The sequence below is a fragment of the Parabacteroides johnsonii DSM 18315 genome, assembly GCF_025151045.1.
GTDB classification, from domain to species: domain Bacteria; phylum Bacteroidota; class Bacteroidia; order Bacteroidales; family Tannerellaceae; genus Parabacteroides; species Parabacteroides johnsonii.
This window is the reverse complement of sequence record NZ_CP102285.1, coordinates 1,401,505-1,420,398: the sequence shown is the minus strand read 5'-3', so window position 1 is coordinate 1,420,398 and position 18,894 is coordinate 1,401,505. Positions and strand designations below refer to the sequence as shown.

16 protein-coding genes, 1 tRNA gene and 1 riboswitch are annotated in these 18,894 nt (G+C 48.2%); of the genes, 10 read left to right on the top strand and 7 right to left on the bottom strand.

Annotation, left to right across the window (positions count from 1 at the left end; all coding sequences use genetic code 11):
• The first annotated feature begins 11 nt into the window (after positions 1-11).
• From NQ564_RS05840 to NQ564_RS05830, 3 genes are all read left to right on the top strand, one after another.
• The gene (locus tag NQ564_RS05840; RefSeq protein WP_009859875.1) at positions 12-326 is read left to right on the top strand and encodes a helix-turn-helix domain-containing protein; all 315 of its coding nucleotides are present in this window, start codon (positions 12-14) and stop codon (positions 324-326) included.
• Positions 313-606, top strand: coding sequence for a DUF3876 domain-containing protein (locus NQ564_RS05835; protein WP_008148209.1), 294 nt, complete (start codon positions 313-315; stop codon positions 604-606). The genes NQ564_RS05840 and NQ564_RS05835 overlap by 14 nt, the downstream gene beginning before the upstream one ends.
• A 61-nt stretch (positions 607-667) precedes the next feature.
• A complete protein-coding gene (locus tag NQ564_RS05830; RefSeq protein ID WP_004293696.1) occupies positions 668-961 on the top strand; it encodes a helix-turn-helix domain-containing protein in 294 nt (97 codons plus the stop codon).
• Positions 962-1,245: 284 nt separating this feature from the next.
• On the opposite strand, the gene NQ564_RS05825 is transcribed toward NQ564_RS05830, so the two are convergent.
• A complete protein-coding gene (locus tag NQ564_RS05825) occupies positions 1,246-2,466 on the bottom strand; it encodes a site-specific integrase (protein WP_008148213.1) in 1,221 nt (406 codons plus the stop codon).
• Positions 2,467-2,708: 242 nt separating this feature from the next.
• Positions 2,709-2,781: transfer RNA gene (locus tag NQ564_RS05820), tRNA-Lys, on the bottom strand.
• 442 nt (positions 2,782-3,223) lie between these two features.
• On the opposite strand from NQ564_RS05820, the gene ettA reads away from it, so the two are divergent.
• The 7 genes from ettA to cbiD all read left to right on the top strand — a co-directional run bounded on the left by ettA (position 3,224) and on the right by cbiD (position 13,948).
• Positions 3,224-4,912, top strand: a complete 1,689-nt coding sequence (gene ettA / locus NQ564_RS05815; RefSeq protein WP_008148217.1) for an energy-dependent translational throttle protein EttA — start codon at positions 3,224-3,226, stop codon at positions 4,910-4,912.
• A gap of 25 nt (positions 4,913-4,937) precedes the next feature.
• Positions 4,938-5,591 carry a 3-keto-disaccharide hydrolase gene (locus NQ564_RS05810; RefSeq protein WP_227963228.1) on the top strand — a complete coding sequence of 218 codons (654 nt, stop codon included), beginning with the start codon at positions 4,938-4,940 and terminating at the stop codon, positions 5,589-5,591.
• Positions 5,592-5,778: 187 nt separating this feature from the next.
• On the top strand, positions 5,779-7,443 hold the full coding sequence (locus NQ564_RS05805; RefSeq protein ID WP_008148225.1) for an AMP-binding protein: 1,665 nt from the start codon (positions 5,779-5,781) through the stop codon (positions 7,441-7,443).
• A gap of 48 nt (positions 7,444-7,491) precedes the next feature.
• On the top strand, positions 7,492-8,904 hold the full coding sequence (cobJ, locus tag NQ564_RS05800) for a precorrin-3B C(17)-methyltransferase (protein WP_008148227.1): 1,413 nt from the start codon (positions 7,492-7,494) through the stop codon (positions 8,902-8,904).
• Positions 8,901-10,160, top strand: a complete 1,260-nt coding sequence (gene cbiE, locus NQ564_RS05795) for a precorrin-6y C5,15-methyltransferase (decarboxylating) subunit CbiE (protein WP_087375218.1) — start codon at positions 8,901-8,903, stop codon at positions 10,158-10,160. Before cobJ ends, cbiE begins: the two co-directional genes overlap by 4 nt.
• Complete coding sequence (cobM, locus tag NQ564_RS05790; RefSeq protein WP_129649885.1) at positions 10,153-12,090, top strand: precorrin-4 C(11)-methyltransferase; 1,938 nt, start codon at positions 10,153-10,155, stop codon at positions 12,088-12,090. Before cbiE ends, cobM begins: the two co-directional genes overlap by 8 nt.
• Positions 12,091-12,103: 13 nt before the next feature.
• Positions 12,104-13,948, top strand: a complete 1,845-nt coding sequence (gene cbiD, locus NQ564_RS05785; RefSeq protein WP_129649883.1) for a cobalt-precorrin-5B (C(1))-methyltransferase CbiD — start codon at positions 12,104-12,106, stop codon at positions 13,946-13,948.
• Here cbiD and NQ564_RS05780 read toward each other — a convergent pair whose 3' ends face one another.
• From NQ564_RS05780 to NQ564_RS05760, 5 genes are all read right to left on the bottom strand, one after another.
• The gene (locus NQ564_RS05780; RefSeq protein ID WP_008148234.1) at positions 13,949-14,623 is read right to left on the bottom strand and encodes a hypothetical protein; all 675 of its coding nucleotides are present in this window, start codon (positions 14,621-14,623) and stop codon (positions 13,949-13,951) included. It lies immediately after the preceding gene.
• A gap of 123 nt (positions 14,624-14,746) precedes the next feature.
• On the bottom strand, positions 14,747-15,754 hold the full coding sequence (locus NQ564_RS05775) for an ABC transporter ATP-binding protein (protein ID WP_039848129.1): 1,008 nt from the start codon (positions 15,752-15,754) through the stop codon (positions 14,747-14,749).
• Positions 15,754-16,791 carry a FecCD family ABC transporter permease gene (locus NQ564_RS05770; RefSeq protein WP_008157907.1) on the bottom strand — a complete coding sequence of 346 codons (1,038 nt, stop codon included), beginning with the start codon at positions 16,789-16,791 and terminating at the stop codon, positions 15,754-15,756. The genes NQ564_RS05775 and NQ564_RS05770 overlap by 1 nt, the downstream gene beginning before the upstream one ends.
• A gap of 9 nt (positions 16,792-16,800) precedes the next feature.
• Positions 16,801-17,961: an ABC transporter substrate-binding protein gene (locus tag NQ564_RS05765; RefSeq protein ID WP_008148240.1), complete on the bottom strand. Its 1,161-nt coding sequence runs from the start codon at positions 17,959-17,961 to the stop codon at positions 16,801-16,803.
• Between the two features lie 56 nt (positions 17,962-18,017).
• Positions 18,018-18,219, bottom strand: a riboswitch (cobalamin riboswitch).
• 41 nt (positions 18,220-18,260) lie between these two features.
• Positions 18,261-18,620 (bottom strand): hypothetical protein, encoded by a 360-nt coding sequence (locus tag NQ564_RS05760; RefSeq protein WP_008148242.1) that lies wholly within the window; start codon positions 18,618-18,620, stop codon positions 18,261-18,263.
• Positions 18,621-18,894 lie beyond the last annotated feature (274 nt).

Here is an 18,894-nt window from a genome sequence, read left to right as displayed (position 1 = left end):
AAAATGAAAGTATGGAAGTAGTAACCATTGAAAAAAGAACTTTTTCGTGTGTCTGCGAACGGTTCACCGAGTTTGCCAAACGGATAGAAAGTTTGTGTAACACTCATACCCAGAAAGTAGAAAACTGGCTGGATAGTCAGGAAGTTTGCCTGTTGTTGGGCTTTAGTAAACGAACGCTGCAATATTACCGAAGTAGTGGGCGGTTGGCTTATTCTCAAATCGGGAGTAAGATTTTTTACAAGTCTTCCGATATTGAAAGAATTATTGCGGACAGTGAAACACAAAATCAATCACCCAAACAAATTATGCCTTATGAAAAGAACTAAAGAAGATTACCCGTCCTTCAACCTGTTTTCCATTGTCGGCACATGGGAAAGCGTTAATCTGAATCCTACGATAATCATTTATCGGAGCGATAAAGAGTACCTTCTTTCTATTATATATGTATCGGAAACCACTAAACAGGCTTCACCCGCTACTTATGAGATACAGCAAGATGGTAGCCAGTATTTTATTATTGCTGGATCCAAACGGCTCTATGTAGATTATGATCTGGCAAAAGATATACTTAACATTTCATCTTTGGGTGACTATCTGCGTAACTAGCCAGCTATCTAGCTATCTAGCCATCTTGAAATCAAGATTTCAATAAAACAATCTTTCAATCATGGAATTAATAAATAAAGATACCCCACAAGTCAAAGAATTTATTTCTTCGCTTGATTCGATGCTGAACGGCATTGAGTCTATAGTCAAGCATTACAAGCCCCACCTGAACGGGGAACGCTTTCTTTCTAATAATGAAGTTTCCAAGAAACTGAATGTCAGTTTGCGAACCCTGCAAGAGTGGAGAGATACAGGTCTAATCCCCTTTATCCAGATAAAAGGTAAAATCATCTACCGTCAGAGTGATATTGATAAACTGCTCCAAAAGCACTACTTTGAAAGTTGGAAAGAGTAACCTGTCAAGCCAAAAACATTGTTTCTCGGAATTTAATTTGAATCATTGACTTTTCCAGTGAAGTATTTAGTCTGTGCAAGTCTTTGGATAAAAATACGCTCGGAATGAAATGGAGAGGAAGATTTTTATTCAAACCGAAGGCTCTGACTTGAACAGGCTAAATGCGGAACTTACCTTTGTCAATGCTTCATATTGAGTTTTGGAAAACTTACCTTAAAAGAAAAGGATTGAGAAAATGAAATTCATTCTTCCCAATCCTTTTTCTATATTGCCTATTACCTTTATTATATAGTTAATTCTGATAAACAGCTATTTACTTTTTGCATATCCTTGAAAATATTCTGATCCAATACCCTTGCATAGTGTTTTGTTACGCTTGTATCTGCATGACCTAACATCTTAGCAACATTCTCTATACTCACGCCATTTGCAAGGCAAATGCTTGTGGCGTAGCTATGACGGGCGGTATGTGTACTAAGATTTTTATGAATTCCGCACACATCGGCAATTTCCTTCAAATAACTGTTCATGCGTTGATTGCTTAATACAGGCAAAAGTTTTCCGGTACACTCTGCCACATCCTTATATTTATCAAGTATGGAAGCTGCCACAGGTAACACAGGAATGTTACACATGATTTTGGTCTTTTGGCGGTTCTTCCTTATCCAAAGTTCTCCTTTATTGTCTTTTACCAAGTGTTCGGGTGATAAATCTTTCACATCGCTGAACGCCAAGCCAGTAAAAATGCAAAAGACAAAAACGTCACGTACCTGTTCTACTCGTTTAATTGTGAACTCTTTAGCGAGAATGATTTTAATCTCGTCCATTGTCAGAAATTCAGGATCTGTTTCTTCCAGTTTGAAGCGATAGTAAGCAAACGGATCTTTCTTTATCCAGTCGTTTTCCAAAGCAATGCGGATAATCTTCTTCAAATTTTTCAATCGGGTGATAGCGGAGTTCTGCGCACAACCTTTTTCAATCTTCAAAAAAGCATCGAACTTAGAAATGAAGTTGGCTTCCAAGTTATTCAGGGCAATATCCGGTAATTGATATTCTTTCTTAATGAATTCTTCTAAATATCGGGTAGTGGTTTCATATCGCTGGACGGTCTTACTTACAAAGTCTTTTCCAATCAGCTTACGGCTTTGTTCATTATGCTCTCTGAATACCTGCAATAGCGTTTTGTTATCTTCGTCCACACCATAATACAGTTTTCTAACAAGATCAACAGTGATAACCTTACCGGAAGTTTCCAGTTCTCTATAAATTTGGTGTACGTGGGAACGTGTGATTTCTAAGTAGTGGTTCAGTTCCACCGACATGCGGTCTTTGCCTTTTGAATTCTCTTTTGCCTGATTCCATAGGTTTACGGGACAACTTCTTTTGATAGAAATATCTACCATACAGCCGTTTACGGTGATTCTCATGCACACGGGTGCTTCTCCGTTCTTTAATAATTTGCCTTTCTTGATGAAGAACAATACAGAAAATGATTTTCGAGCCATTTTTACATCGTTTTTAAAGTTACAAAACTATGTATTCTCTTCCAAAGTAAGTCTATGCAAAAGACTATGAATCAGTGAGAAAGATGCAAATTCGTGGGACTTTTTTGAACTAAATTTTAGTCCCACGATTTATCCACCGATAATATGCTTGAAACGGCTATTTTCTGCTAGCTGCCAGAAAAAAGAAATCCCTGATAATGTCTGATTATCAGGGATTTGCTTGATTTTTCTTGTTGTTTCAGTGATCCGCCTGGGGTTCGAACCCAGGACCCCATCCTTAAAAGGGATGTGCTCTACCTGCTGAGCTAGCGAATCATCCTGTGCGTTACTTCTGTAATGCGGGTGCAAAGATATGTGATTAATTTTTATCATGCAAATATTGAGTGCATTTTTATTTGTTTTTCATTTAGAAAAATATATATCAAAACAGATTATAATTGAAAATCAATATTTTTTCAAAAAATCGGCTTTTCACAGAAAAGGGGTGTTTTCATCAATTACGCAACCGGGGTTATTTCATATAAACCAAAATATCGGCCAGATAAGGATAGTGAACACATTTGCAGTGTTTGCGGTGAACCGATACCACAACAGGCAATCATACATCCCTACGATTGACCTTAACGATCAAATACAAAGGGAGGCAGAAAGGATAAAAATACACGCTATTTTCATCCGATATATATGAACTATGAAGATATTTCCGTAAGTTTGTCCACGAAGAAAAATGATCATATAAATACACATAATTTGAAACATGGCAGACGACAAGAAAATTATTTTCTCGATGGTAGGCGTGAGTAAAATCTTTCCGCCTCAAAAACAAGTATTGAAAAATATTTACCTGTCCTTTTTCTATGGAGCGAAGATCGGAATCATCGGTTTGAACGGTTCCGGTAAATCTACATTGCTGAAAATTATTGCCGGTATCGAAAAAGAATACCAGGGAGAAGTGGTTTTCTCACCCGGATATTCCGTTGGATATCTGGAGCAGGACCCGAAACTGGAACCGGGCAAGACGGTAAAAGAAATCGTACAGGAAGGTGTACAGGATATCGTAGACACCCTCAAAGAATATGAAGAAGTAAACGAAAAGTTCGGCGATCCTGAAGTGCTCGAAGATCCGGACAAGATGGACGCCCTCATCAACCGACAGGCCGAATTGCAAGACAAGATAGATGCAACCGACGCATGGAACCTCGACAGCCGCTTGGAAAGGGCGATGGACGCCTTGCGCTGCCCGCCTGAAGATCAGGTAGTCGATACGCTGTCGGGAGGCGAACGCCGCCGTGTAGCTCTCTGCCGTTTATTGCTGCAACAGCCGGACGTCCTGTTACTGGACGAACCGACCAACCACTTGGATGCCGAATCGATCGATTGGCTGGAGCAACATTTACAGCAATATGCGGGTACGGTTATCTGTATTACGCACGACCGTTACTTCCTCGACCATGTAGCCGGATGGATTCTGGAACTGGACCGCGGAGAAGGTATCCCCTGGAAAGGAAACTACTCTTCTTGGCTGGATCAAAAGACCAAACGTATGGCACAGGAAGAAAAGCAGGCAAGCAAACGTCGTAAGACACTGGAACGCGAACTGGAATGGATCAATATGGCTCCGAAAGCCCGCCAGGCAAAAGGCAAGGCCCGTCTGAATTCGTACGAAGCTCTTTTGAACGAAGACCAGAAAGAACGGGAGGCCAAACTGGAAATCTTTATCCCGAATGGTCCACGCTTGGGTAACAAGGTGATCGAGGCTCAGCATGTAGCAAAGGCGTTCGGCGACAAACTGCTGTTTGACGACCTGAACTTCATGTTACCACCGAACGGAATCGTCGGTGTGATCGGTCCGAACGGTGCGGGTAAGACCACGCTGTTCAAAATGATCATGGGAATGGAAAGCATCGACAAAGGCTCTTTCGAAGTGGGTGAAACAGTAAAGGTCGGTTATGCAGACCAGACACATAAAGACATCGATCCGAAAAAGACCGTTTATCAGGTCGTTTCCGGTGGACAGGAGTTCATCCGCGTAGGTGGTAAGGAAGTCAACTCCCGCGCCTATCTCTCCAAATTCAATTTTGCGGGAGCCGACCAGGAAAAACTCTGCGGCGTGCTCTCCGGTGGTGAACGAAACCGCTTGCATCTGGCCCTCACACTGAAAGCCGAGGCGAATGTGCTGCTGCTTGACGAACCAACCAACGATATCGATGTGAACACACTTCGAGCACTCGAAGAAGGTTTGGAGAACTTCGCCGGTTGTGCGGTGGTTGTTTCTCACGACCGTTGGTTCCTCGACCGTATTTGTACACATATCCTTTCGTTCGAAGGAGATTCGAATGTCGTGTTCTACGAAGGTTCCTACTCTGAATATGAAGAGTACAAGCGCAAACAGTTGGGCGATGTGGAACCGAAACGTGTCCGTTATCGTAAACTTATTGTTGATTAATTATAATAAATAATTTTGTAAGACCATGAAAAAAAGAATGTTATCGATGGCAGTAATGGCTGCCGCCTTTTTGTGTTTCGGAAGTGATGCAAGTGCACAGAAAACAACTAAGTTGTTCAACGGGAAAGACCTTGCCGGCTGGAACTTCGTTGTCGACAAGAATTCTGTCCCTGCCGAACAGGTATATTCCGTAAAAGACGGCGTCATCAACATCGCAGGACAACCCTTCGGATATATGTACACGAAAGAAAAATACGGCAATTATAAATTGCATGTCGAGTGGCGCTGGCCAAACGGCGAAGAGAAAGCGAACAGTGGTATTTTCCTCCTGATCGCCGATCCGGCCAACCCATTCCCTAACGGAATCGAATGCCAGTTGTGTGCCGGCAAGGCCGGAGACTTCGTCCTGCTAAACGGATCGGACCTGGCCGAGTTCCAGAACAAACCGGGCACGCCGAGACCAGCATTCCCAGTGGTAGAACGCAAAGTGGCCAACAGCGAGAAACCTGCCGGTGAATGGAACGAAGCTAATATCTTCGTAAAAGACGGTGTCATCACGGTTTACATCAACGGCGTTTACCAGAACACCGGAACAAACAAGGTGAAGGAAGGTTACATCGGACTGCAAAGCGAAGGCAAAGAAGTACAATTCCGCAACGTGACGGTCACTTCATGGTAAACGGACGCGGATTTATTCCCTCCGCATGAAATTTCTGTTCCATAGGCATGAAACTTTTGTCCCATGCCTATGGAATTTTTATTTCATGCCTATGAAACTGTACCATCATTCCGTAAAACATATCGTTTCTTTGCTATCTTTGCAACATTCTCACAGATATTCCGGTTCTTTTTAAAATTATATCACTATGGATAATCGTTTCTTGGGCCTTATAGAGAGAAGCATGAAGGAACATTGGGACCTCCCCGCCTTCTCTGATTACAACGGACATACCTTTCACTTCAAAGACGTCGCACGGCGGATAGAGAAGTTCCACATCCTGCTGGAACACGCCGGTATCAAGAAAGGCGACAAAGTGGCCATCGTCGGGCGTAACTCTTCTAGCTGGGCGATCTGCTTTTTCGGAATATTAGCATACGGAGCTGTTGCTGTGCCGATCCTGCATGAATTCAAACCCGACAATATCCATCACATCGTCAACCATTCGGGAGCGAAAGCCGTACTGGCAGGCTCCAGCAACTGGGAGAACATGAACGAAAAGATGATGCCGGATGTCAAGCTGTTCATGATGCTGGACAACTTCTCCATCATCGACTGCAAGAATAAGGAGGTACGCACCGTACGCGACCGCATCAACGAATATTTCGGCAAGAAATACCCCCGTTCCTTCACCGCCAACGACGTGAAATATCATATCGAGGCCCCGGAGGAACTGGCTGTCCTGAACTATACATCAGGCACGACCAGCTTCTCGAAAGGGGTCATGATCCCCTACCGCAGCTTGTGGAGCAACACGCAGTTTGCCTACGACCGCCTGCCGTTCATCCATCCGGGGGACAACATCGTCTGTATGTTACCTATGGCACATATGTACGGGTTGGCGTTTGAAGTGCTGAACTCCGTCAACAAAGGCTGCCACGTTCATTTCCTGACACGCACACCAAGTCCGAAAATCATTGCGGAAGCATTTGCGACGGTTCGCCCGGCTTTGATCCTTGCCGTGCCACTCATCATCGAGAAGATCATCAAGAACAAGGTCTTCCCCGAACTGGAAAAGCCGTTGATCAAATTGCTGCTGAAAGTGCCGTACATCGACCAAAAGGTACGCGAAAAGATCGCCCAAAAGCTAGAAGCCTCTTTCGGTGGAAACTTCGGCGAAATCGTGATCGGCGGTGCAGCCATTAATAAAGAGGTAGAGACGTTCCTCAAATCCATCAACTTCCGTTATACGGTAGGTTACGGGATGACAGAATGCGGACCGCTGGTTTCCTACGAACAGTGGGACACGTTTAAACAAGGTTCGGTAGGCCGTGTCGTCGACCGCATGGAAATCCGGATCGACTCGAACGATCCGGAAAACGAAGTAGGCGAAATCCTGGTTCGCGGTATGAACGTGATGTTAGGCTACTACAAGAATCTGGAGGCGACGAAAGCGGTAATGCTACCCGACGGTTGGTTACGGACAGGTGATTTGGGGACACTTGACAAAGATGGTTTCCTTTATATCCGCGGACGAAGCAAAAGCATGATCCTAAGCTCCAACGGACAGAACATCTACCCCGAAGAGATAGAAGACCGTCTGAACAATATGTTGTACGTGGCGGAGTCGTTGATCATTTCGCAGGGAGGAAAACTGGTTGCACTGATCTATCCAGACTGGGAACAGGTGGACAAGGCTGGCATCCAACACTCTGAAATCGAAGGGCTGATGCAACAGAACATCGACCAGCTGAATACCGAAATGCCCGCCTACAGCAAAGTGTCCTGCTTCAAGCTTTATCAGGAAGAATTCGAAAAGACACCGAAACGGAGCATTAAGCGGTATTTATATCAGCCCGCAGAGGAAAATTAAACAAATAAAATCGTACCTTTGTTTTCTGTTAATTTACAAACAGCTCATATGAACAAAGGGAAAATTACTGTTGCCGGCATCGGACCGGGAAGTCGCGAAGACATAACGCCCGCAGCGTTATCTGCCATCAGGCAGTCGGATGTGATCATCGGATACAATTATTACTTCCAGTTTATACAGGATATAATCCGTCCGGATGCCCAATGTATCGATACCGGGATGAAGCGTGAGAAAGCACGTGCCGAAGAGGCCTACAAATACGCTTCGGAAGGTAAAACAGTGACAGTGATCAGTTCTGGTGATGCCGGAATCTACGGGATGGCCCCGTTGATATATGAAATGCGAGCGATGAAAGAGGCGCCGCAAGTGGAGATCGAGGTAGTGCCCGGTATCAGTGCGTTCCAAAAAGCAGCTTCGCTTCTGGGAGCACCTATCGGGCATGATCTCTGTATCATCTCCCTCTCCGACCTGATGACTCCCTGGCTACGGATCGAAAAACGCATACGGGCCGCCGCTATCGGCGACTTCGTGACAGCCATCTACAATCCGAAAAGCGAAGGGCGCTACTGGCAGTTGCATCGTCTCAAGGAGCTGTTCCTCGAAGAACGTGCCCCCGAAACACCGGTCGGCTATGTCCGTCAGGCCGGACGCGAAGAGCAGGTCGTCAACCTGACCACGCTGGCAGAGTTCGACCCTGAACAGGTCGACATGTTCACTGTCATCCTGATCGGGAACTCGCAGTCATATGAGGCCGACGGTAAATTCATCACACCACGCGGCTATTATGGAGAGATCAAGATGAAAACAGATGTCGGGATCGGCCAGGACATCATGATCCGCAGCTTCCGCACCATCGAGAAAGAACTCAAGAACAAAGAAATACCGCTCGACAAGAAATGGGCTTTGCTCCATGCCATCCACACGACAGCCGATTTCGATATGGAAAATATCCTACGGATCGACGATCACGCGGTGGCTTCCCTTTACGGGAAATTCAGCCGGGGGGAGGTGCGCACCATCATCACAGACGTCACAATGGCTGCTTCCGGCATCCGCAAAGGAGCTTTGCAGCGTATGGGAATCGAAGTGAGATGCTATTTGCAGGACGAGCGCACCGTACAACTTGCAACAGAAAAAGGGATCACCCGCACACAGGCCGGCATCCGGCTTGCCGTACAGGAACATCCCGGCGCTCTATATGTATTCGGCAATGCGCCGACCGCATTAATGGAACTTTGTGACCTGACAAGGAAAGGGAAAGCCACTCCCGCCGGCATCATTGCCGCTCCTGTCGGTTTCGTACACGTACAGGAATCCAAACACATGGTAAAGCCGTTTGTCTCTATTCCTAAACTCATCATCGAAGGACGGAAAGGCGGTAGCAACCTCGCCGCGACTTTGGTAAATGCGATTTTATGCTACAATGATGCAGAACAATTAAAACCAGGTAGAGACGTATGAGAACTCAAGAAATTATAGAGGCTTACGGCAAAACACACATCTATATGGTCGGGATGGACGACAATCCACAACCTAAGCATGTAGAAGTCATTATCAAAAGTGTCAAACACGACAATATCTTCTCCGGAGGGAAGCGGCATTATGAGATTGTGAAGCCGTTCCTGCCCGCCGATGCGGTATGGATCGAAATCAAGGCTCCGATAAATGCCGTCCTTGCAGAATACAGCCGGTTGATCCAAGAAGGCAAAGTGATCGTCTCCTTCGTTTCGGGAGATCCGTTCTTTTTCGGTTTCGCTTCCACCATCCAGAAAAACCTTTTAGGGGTAGGCATGAAAGTGTTCCCCTACTTCAACTCATTGCAGATGTTCGCACACCACGAACAAATCCCGTATGAGAACATGCACGCCGTGTCCGTTACCGGACGACCGTGGCACGAACTCGACCGGGCATTACTGGAATGTCGGCCGTTGATCGGTGTGCTGACCGATCATGTCCATACGCCCAGGGCTATAGCCAAGAGGATGATGGAATATCATCTGGACAAGGATTACACCATGCGGGTAGCCGAACATTTAGGTAACCCGAAGAAGGAGAAAATCTATAATATCTACTCGATCGAGGAAATCAGCGAAATGAGTTTCAGCTGCCCGAACTGTGTCCTGCTGATGAAGGCTCCGAACAGCACGCAGCAACGACCGACCTTAGGCATACCCGACACGAAGTTTGTCTTGCTGAACGACCGGGCTAAGATGATTACCAAAGCACCGATACGGGTGATGGACCTAAGCCTGCTGGAACTGCATAACAGCCGTACCTTCTGGGATATCGGCGCCTGTACCGGCTCTGTTTCGATCGAAGCACGCCGCCAGTACCCCCACCTGAATATCCAGGCTTTCGAAGTGCGGGAAGAATGCAAAGACATCATCCGGGCAAACGCACGTCTGCACAGTGCTCCCGGCATAGACCTGCATATCGGTAACTTCCTGAACCTGCCAATCGCAGAGGATGCAATTGTCGATGCTGTTTTTATCGGCGGTCACGGCGGCAAACTGAAAGAGATCATCTGCAAAGTCGCTTCTCATCTGGATAAGCTGAAAGGCAAGATCGTCTTCAATTCCGTTTCGGAAGAAAGCAACAAGCTGTTCCGGGAGGCAGTCGAAGAAAACGACCTGAAACTACATTCGGAAATGAACATTACGGTCGATACCAATAATCCTATTACAATTCTTTGTGCAACAGGTAAATATCATGTCTAAAAACATATTGAACATTCTTGTGGTTTCGGCAAGCAGTCTGCCGTTAGCACGCAAAATCCGGGACAAATATCAGGGTAAAACCATTATCTATTGTAGAGAGGCAGATAACGATGTCGAACCATTCACCTCTTTCGAGGAGCTGGCCGGCGATCTTTTCAATAAATCGGAAGCGATGGTCTTTATCGGGGCGATGGGCATTTGCGTACGGAGCATCGCTCCGTACGTCAAAAGTAAGTACACGGACCCGGCAGTCGTCTGCCTTGACAGTACCGGCAAATATGTCGTGTCGGTACTATCCGGCCATATCGGCGGGGCGAATGAGCTGACACACGAGTTGGCCCGCCTATTGAATGCCGAGGCGATTGTCACGACACAGAGCGACAATCTGGGACTCTGGCCACTGGACACTTTGGCACAGCAATACGGCTGGGAACAGGACGTCTACAATCTGCAAGACGACATACATAGTTTTTTCGATACGAATTTCGATAAAACAGACGAAGAGGTCTTTGCTGCCTCCAGGAAGAAAGCGATGAACGAATGCGTCACACGTTTCGTCAACCGCAAGTCGACCGCTCTCCTGCTCGACATCCGCACGAAAGAAACGGACTATATGGAAGAGACCTGTCCCCCACACGTGGATATCTTCTACAAATATGAAGATATCGACTTGGAAAAATACGAACTGCTAATCACGGTCAGTCCGACTTTCTACCAAAAAGTTCCTATCCCCTGCCTGTCATTCTTCCCGAAAGTGCTTCACTTAGGTGTCGGATGTAAAAAAGGATTGACGGATATGAGATCCGTCCTCACAGACTTGTTTATCTGCTCCATCTTCTACGGGTTCAACCTGAAGAGCATCGCTGATGTCTCCTCCATCAATCTGAAGAAAGACGAACCGATATTAAAGGAACTGGCGGACATCTACCTGCGTAGCCCGTTCAAGACCTATGCGGCAAAGGAGCTGGACAAAGTTCCCGTCCCCCATCCCTCTTCTAAAGTAAAAGAGGTCACCGGATCGGACAGTGTATCGGAGGCAGCCGCCATCTTGAGCGCGGAAAGTGGCCCGTTATGGGTAGAAAAACAGAAGGGACAGACAAAGAACTTCACTTATGCGATCGCCATCAGCAAATCGGCAGTACGGGACGAAAAAGAAGACGAACAAAAAAGGAAACTGAAACAGGGTCACATCGAGATCGTCGGAGCCGGACCGGGCGACCCGGAACTGATCTCTATCCGGGGCCGGCGGATGCTGGAAAATGCGGACCTGATCCTCTATGCCGGAAGCCTCGTACCCAAAGAGCTCACCCTATGCGCTAAAAAAGAGGCAACAGTTCGCAGCTCCGCCGACATGAACCTGGAAGAACAATTCGCCCTTATGAAAGAGTTTTATGACAAAGGGAAATTCGTCGTACGCTTGCACACAGGCGACCCCTGCATCTACGGGGCGATACAGGAACAGATGGCCTTCTTCGACCGTTACGGCATGAGCTACCATATCACACCGGGGATCTCCTCGTTCCAGGCTGCAGCAGCAGCTCTCCGCTCCCAGTTCACCATTCCAGAAAAGGTGCAGACCATCATCCTTACGCGTGGCGAAGGACGTACCCCCATGCCGGAGAAAGAGCAGCTGCATAAACTGGCCGCCAGCCAAAGCACGATGTGCATCTTCCTGAGCGCCGGTATTGCCGGACAAGTTCAGAAAGAGCTTCTGGAACATTACCCGCCGACGACACCGGTAGCCGCCTGCTACAAGTTGACTTGGAAAGACGAACGCATCTACCGGGGCGAATTGAAAGATCTGGAACGGATCGTAAAAGAAAACAACCTGACGTTGACAACCTTGTTAGTCGTCGGCGATGCCATAGACAACAGGGAGGGACTTTCACGTCTTTATGCAGACGAGTTCAAACATCTTTTCCGCCATTAGCGAGACGCACATCATGATACTGATCTTAGGAGGAACAACCGAAGGACGAAAGGCCGTACAAGTCGTTGAAAGCGCAGGTAAACCTTACTACTACTCGACGGTTGGTAACGAACAGGCGATAGAAACCGTCCATGCCATCCGCCTCACCGGTGGTATGGATGAAGAAGATATGGCACGATTCTGCCGCGAGAAAGAAATCTCGTTACTGGTCGATGCCGCTCACCCTTTCGCCATCCAGTTGCACCGGACACTTGCAAAGGTTTCCTCCCGCCTCCGGATTCCTGTCGTCCGGTTGGAAAGGCAATATCCCGCACATGACAAGCGGTTGATATGGTGCACGGATTATGCCGCCGCCATCGACCGCCTGCGTGCGGACGGGATCTGCAACCTGTTGGCCCTGACAGGCGTCAAAACCATTGCGAAACTGCGCCCTTACTGGGAGCAGACACCCTGCTGGTTCCGTATTCTGAACCGGAAAGAGTCGCTTTCGCTGGCCGAATCCAACAGATTCCCGAAAGAACGGATCATTTTTTTCCATGAAGGAGAAGACGAGAAGAAGCTGCTGGACCGGCTTCATCCGGATGCTATACTGACAAAGGAAAGCGGGGAAAGCGGATATTTCAAGGAAAAGGTCGAAGCAGCACAAGCCTGCGGCATTCCCGTCTATGTCATACAACGCCCTCCCCTGCCCGACAGTTTCACCTTCGTGCAAGGCCTGGAAGGACTTCGTAAAGCCATCGAACGCCTCGCTCCCGGTTTCTTCCCGCTCCGGAACGGTTTCACGACCGGCGCATGTGCTACGGCTGCCGCCAAAGCCGCCTTAGTCGCTCTACTGAGCCAAACGGTACAAACCACAAGTTGCATCACGCTCCCTTCCGGAGAAAAGATCACACTCCCTGTCACCGCTACCGAATGGGTGGAAAACGCCGCCCTGTGCACAGTTATAAAGGACTCCGGCGACGATCCGGACGTGACAAACGGCTGTTCCGTCATCGCCCGTATCGAGTTGCAGGCAGGACAATCCCCCGTCCCCGTTATCCTGTTTCGCGGCGGTGAAGGGGTCGGTACGGTAACGCTTCCCGGTCTCGGCCTCGAAATAGGCGGACCAGCCATCAACGCCACTCCCCGCCGCCTGATTACCGAAGAACTGACAACAGTACTGGAAGAAAACGGCCTGTCGGGCAAGATAAAGGAGGTGGTCGTTACGATCTCCGTTCCGGGAGGGAAAGAGTTGGCTGCCCGGACATTCAACCCGAAGTTGGGAATTGTCGGCGGAATCTCGATCATCGGGACATCCGGAATCGTACACCCTTTCTCGAACGATGCCTTTATTGCCTCGATCAGGAAAGAAGCCGAAGTTGCGAAAGCAATAGGATGCTCCCGCCTCGTCATCAACTCAGGGGCGAAAAGCGAGCGTTTCCTGAAAGGCTACCTGTCGGAACAGTTGTCGGAAGAACTTCCTCCACAGATGTTCGTACACTACGGGAACTTTATCGGAGAAACACTGAAAATAGCTGCCGAACTGCAATTCGCCGAAGTCATCATGGGAATCATGATCGGCAAAGCCGTCAAACTGGCAGAAGGAGCACTGGACACGCACAGCAAGAAAGTCGTCATGAACAAAACCTTTCTGAAAGAACTGGCCGGAAAGGCAGGCTGCAAACCGGAATCCGTACAAACAATAGATTCCCTGACACTGGCCAGGGAACTATGGGAACTGTTCAGTGAGACCGAACAGCAAAGCTTCTTCCCTCTTCTGTTGCAGAAATGCCAGGAGCACTGTGCACCCCTGTTCCCCGATGGGAAACTGTCTGTCCTACTGATTTCGGAAAGCGGGGAAATAGCCTTTCAATCGTGATTATTCAAATGTAACATCCTTGTTCTGCACATAAGAGACATCGATCTTTCCTCCTGCATTGCCGTTGCTCTCCTGCAAAGGGAGTTTCCTGACGCGGCTCAGGAACAAAGTTCCTTTGGCGGCAGAGGTCGGATTCGTAAAGTTCAGCGTGATAAAGGTCGCACCTTCCTGCGTATTGTTGATATCATAAACACCACCATTGTAGGTCAGATGTGCCTGGACATATTCATCCTTTCCGACCGGCTTTCCTACCCAAGTGATAACGGTCGTGCCATTACCTTTAATAGACGTCAGAGATTCGGGAAGCGCGATCGGATCGACATCGTCGATAGAGGCCTTGTTTGTATAAACCTGGTCCTTCCAACGGGTAAAGGTGAACGTGACCGGGTCCAGCCCGGACTCGGACAGCATATACATATAGGTTCCCATCCCCAAAAAGTCAGGTGCTTTCCCGTTAAAGAGAATACCTTTGGCCGGCAGGCGCAGATTGGCTCCTTCACTGTTATACTTATTGAAATTTGCGCCTATATGGGTATGATTCTGCGTAACATTATATTCGACACCCAAATTCTGGTAGAAAGGGATCGACGGATCAATCCCGTCCGAATCATCGTTATCGCAAGCGGTAAACACACCTGCGAACAACAGGCAAGCATAAAGGAAATACTTTCTCATATCGTTTAATTTTATCCGAGTTCCGGAAGGTATAAGAGATCAATTGCTTCTCCGAAGACTCTACTGTTCTTTGATAGAAATAACAAATGAGGCGGGAAAAGTTTTTCCTTTTAGGCTTTTTTGTCAGATGGAAAGCTGTTGCAAAAGGGATTCTATCGTATCAGCAGACAGCGTACATCCATCGGACTGGTGGATCAGGAATGCAGAACCGGCAGACAGCTCACCCGTCTCGATCCATACAGGCGACTCCACATGCCTACCGGCACGTATGCCGTTCCGCTGGAGCGCCTTACGGACCATCGCATACTTCTGTCCGTGACCGGTCAGACGTATCTCTCTCGAATACTGGTTATCAATACGGAACAAGCCGGTCTCCGTGTCGAACACGATCCCCTTGCGGGCGAAGAAACCGCTCAAATGGCCACTCAGGGCAAGGTCTTCGGGCGTACCGGTCGTAATCCCGTTCGTCCGGTCCATCAGCCAAATCTTGTCGGCGATCTGGAGCGCCAGTTCGAGGTCGTGTGTGGAGAGGAAAATCGTCTTATTCGTGCTTCGTGTCAGATGGTGGAGCAATTGCATGATCTCCACCTTGCTCGGAAAATCGAGGAAAGCGGTCGGCTCGTCCAGAAAGATAACAGGTGTTTCCTGAGCCAGCGCCTTGGCGATCATGACCTTCTGCCGTTCTCCGTCCGAGAGGGTATGCACCATGCGGGAGGCCAGGTTCTCGATCCGTACCAGAGCGATCGATTTTTCTACGACTTGCTTGTCCTCCTTGCCCAACCGCCCCCAAAAACCGGTGTAGGGACTGCGTCCCATCTCGACCAACTCCCGCACAGACATATTCCGGATATCACATTTCTCCGTCAAGACCACACCGATCGTCGTGCTCAGTTCCTTGTCCGAATAGCTATCCACATCACGTCCCAAGACGGCGATCTCACCTCCCAACTTCGGCTGGAAAGCCGACAACGTGCGTAAGAGCGTCGACTTCCCGACTCCGTTCTCCCCTAACAGGCAGGTTAATTCTCCGCTATAAATCCGGGCTTGTATATGGCTTGCCACCAACTTAGTATCGTTCTTTGTCCGGTAACCGATAGAGAGATCATGTATATGGATCGTATCTTGTTTCATCATTCGTTCAGTTCGTTCTTACGTTTGCGGAATAGTACGGAGGCCACTACAGGAGCACCGACCAAGGCAGTCACCGAGTTGACCGGCAAAGCCCCTTCGAAGCCGGGCATCCGGGCAATCAGGTTACAGGCGAGCGCCAATGCGGCACCGGCAAACAAGACGGCAGGCATCAGGACCCGGTGGTCGGAGGTTTGAAAAATGGCCCGGCACAGGTGCGGAACGGCCAGGCCAAGAAAGATGACCGGTCCGCAATAGGCCGTCACGATCGCCGTCAGCACTCCTGCCGAGGTGATCACCAAAAGACGTGCCCGCTTGATGTTCAATCCCAAGTTACGGGCATAGCCGTCGCCAAGCAGCATCAGGTTCAACGTCTTGATCAACAGGAACGACAAAGGGATCAGAATCGCCATGATCGCAACAAACAGCATCATCTGGTTGCCGGAAACACGTGAGAAGCTGCCTAACCCCCAGATCACATAGGCGCGAATATCCTCCTCCACGCTGAAGAACTTTAGCACGCCGATCACCGCATTCGCCACGTAGCCGATCATCACACCGATGATCAGTAGCGTCACGTTCCCTTTCACCTTCTGCGACACATATACGATCAACGCCATCACCGACAGCGAACCGATCACAGCCGCAATCGAAAGCGCAATTTCTCCCATAAACCCTAATTTGCTAAGCGCAACTCCTCCGAGGCTACCGCTCAACAACACCACGAAGGCCACGCCCATACTCGCACCGGAACTGATCCCCAACACGGAAGGCCCCGCCAGCGGATTCCGGAAAACAGTCTGCATCTGCAAGCCGCTTATCGCCAAGCCCGCTCCCGCCACCAAAGCAGTCAATGCCTGCGGAAGACGTGATTTCCAGACGATATTCTGCCAAGTCACCGGCTCGTCTCCAAGTCCGCAAATAATGTTCCAGACAGACTTCAACGGGATAGACACCGATCCTAACACCAAATTCAGGAACATCAGGACCAGGATAGACGCTACGATGAGCAACATAAGAAAAGTAGTGGAATGTCTCATTCGTGCAGCTTATTTGAGTCGGGCATAATAAACAGGCGTATGATCGGGCAGCAAGTCCGGATGGAATATATGCAGCAGGTCGGCCAGTACGACTTCCGGCTCGGTCGGCATACTTTCGTAAAAAGGCGTATCTTTCATGTTGCAATAGATGATCCCTTTCTCTTTGAAGGCACGGAAATCGGCATAACGCGGGTCCTGCTCCTTCAATGCCTCATAGCTGAACGTACCCGGATAGCTGTTCACAATGCGCCAGTAATCGGCTTCGTCACCCTGGTTGTAGACAGTTTCGAAATCGAGCGTCACACCTCCCGAACGTTTATCGTCTTTGAGGAAATAGTCGGCACCGGCGTCCTTGAAAAGCTGGGCGAGAAAGCTCTCCCCTCCTACGGCATACCAGTTACCGCCCCGCATCTCGCCGCTCAACACGACCGGACGTTTCTTCACTTTTCCTTCCGCCGTCAGCTCCTTCAATTCATTGTAACGGGCCGCGATGGCGTCGAATGTCTCGTTTGCCTTTTGCTCCTGTCCCACCAACAGACCGACGAACTTCACCCATTCCGCCTGTCCCAACGGCGTCATCTCCTTATAGCCTAAATGCGGGATCAATGGGATACCGACATCCTTCAAGGTCTCATATCCGCCCCGTTTAAAAGGCGAAACAAGGATCAGGTCGGGGTTCATACTCATGATCACCTCGTTGTCGAAATTCCCTTCTATACCGATTTTGGCGGTCTTCCCGCTCTTGAGACGTTCGTTCATCTCTCTATTGAACAGATGCCGGGTACTGGTCACCCCTACGACCTTGTCCAGTTCGCCCATCTTGATAAAATTGGACAACTGCAAAGATGTCATACAGATAACACTTCTGATGGGTGTCTCGATCACAGTATACGATTCGGGGATGCCGGCCGGTTTCGTTCCTCTCCTGACAAGCGCATAATGGAAAGTCGTACTTTCCTCATTCTGCGGGTCCTGGATATCCAGCAAGACATACCCGTCCCGATAGGATAATTCGAAACCACGGGCATACTCCGGTACAATATGGACACCGGAAAACGCGCTTTTTTCCGTCGTTTCCACCTTGTCGGTCCGTTGATTGTTTTTGGTCGTACACGAGGATGCGACACACAACGACATAAGCAGGCAGCACCCTGCCAGGCATTTTTTCATATTCAATATTATTTTATTATAACCAGGCGAGCGTTGTCCACCCCACGAGGACGAGACTCTTCTAAACCGAAACGGCAGGTCTTCTGACTTACTTCCATCCCCGGACACCTTCCCGATCCCCCGATCAGTGGCATTGAGTATTGCCGGTATGTTACCGAAGTTTCACAGCAGCGTGGTCTGTCCGGGATTCCCACCCGGTTCCCTTTTCATCCCTGTCCTGTAAGGAGGACAGGGAAACCTGTTTCAAAGGGCAAATATAATAATATTACTTTTCTTTCAAGAGAAAAGTGGCAGACAAATCAGTTTTTCTTACGAGCCGCCAGATATTCGTCTTCCGGCATGACTTTCAGCACATGGCCGCTTTCGTCGAAAGCGACAACCAGATTCCGCTGATCAGTCGTCTCGAGAGAGACCTTATACTGGATAGGGCTGCCGCCACCATTCGACTTGTACACCTCTTTGATCAGGCAATTTTCATAAGCGTTGTAAATCGCTTCCTGTGTGGCAAGATCCACATCGACGATATCGACCGCATAGAAATTTTTCATACTCAACATATCGATATCCATATTCTCGTCCTGCCCTGCCTGCGCATAACCGTTTTGAGACATACAGACACACGAAACCACCATAACCATCATCAATACTAACTTCTTCATAACCTAAAATTTTAAACAATCTATTTACCTTTTTCTAATCGCCCCATTAAATACAAATTATATGCCAAAGAACATAAAACGGTATTCTCCTTCTGAAACATTCTTCACTGCTTTTAAAAGTTTCAAGAGTTCCATCAGGTTGAAACTTTTGTTTCATCCGGGGAAACTTTAGTTTCATGCGGCAGAAACTTTAGTTTCATACTTTGAGACAGAATGAAACTAAAAAAGATTGTGGAACAGGATATGTAGAAATTATCCCCACAATTGTGGAATG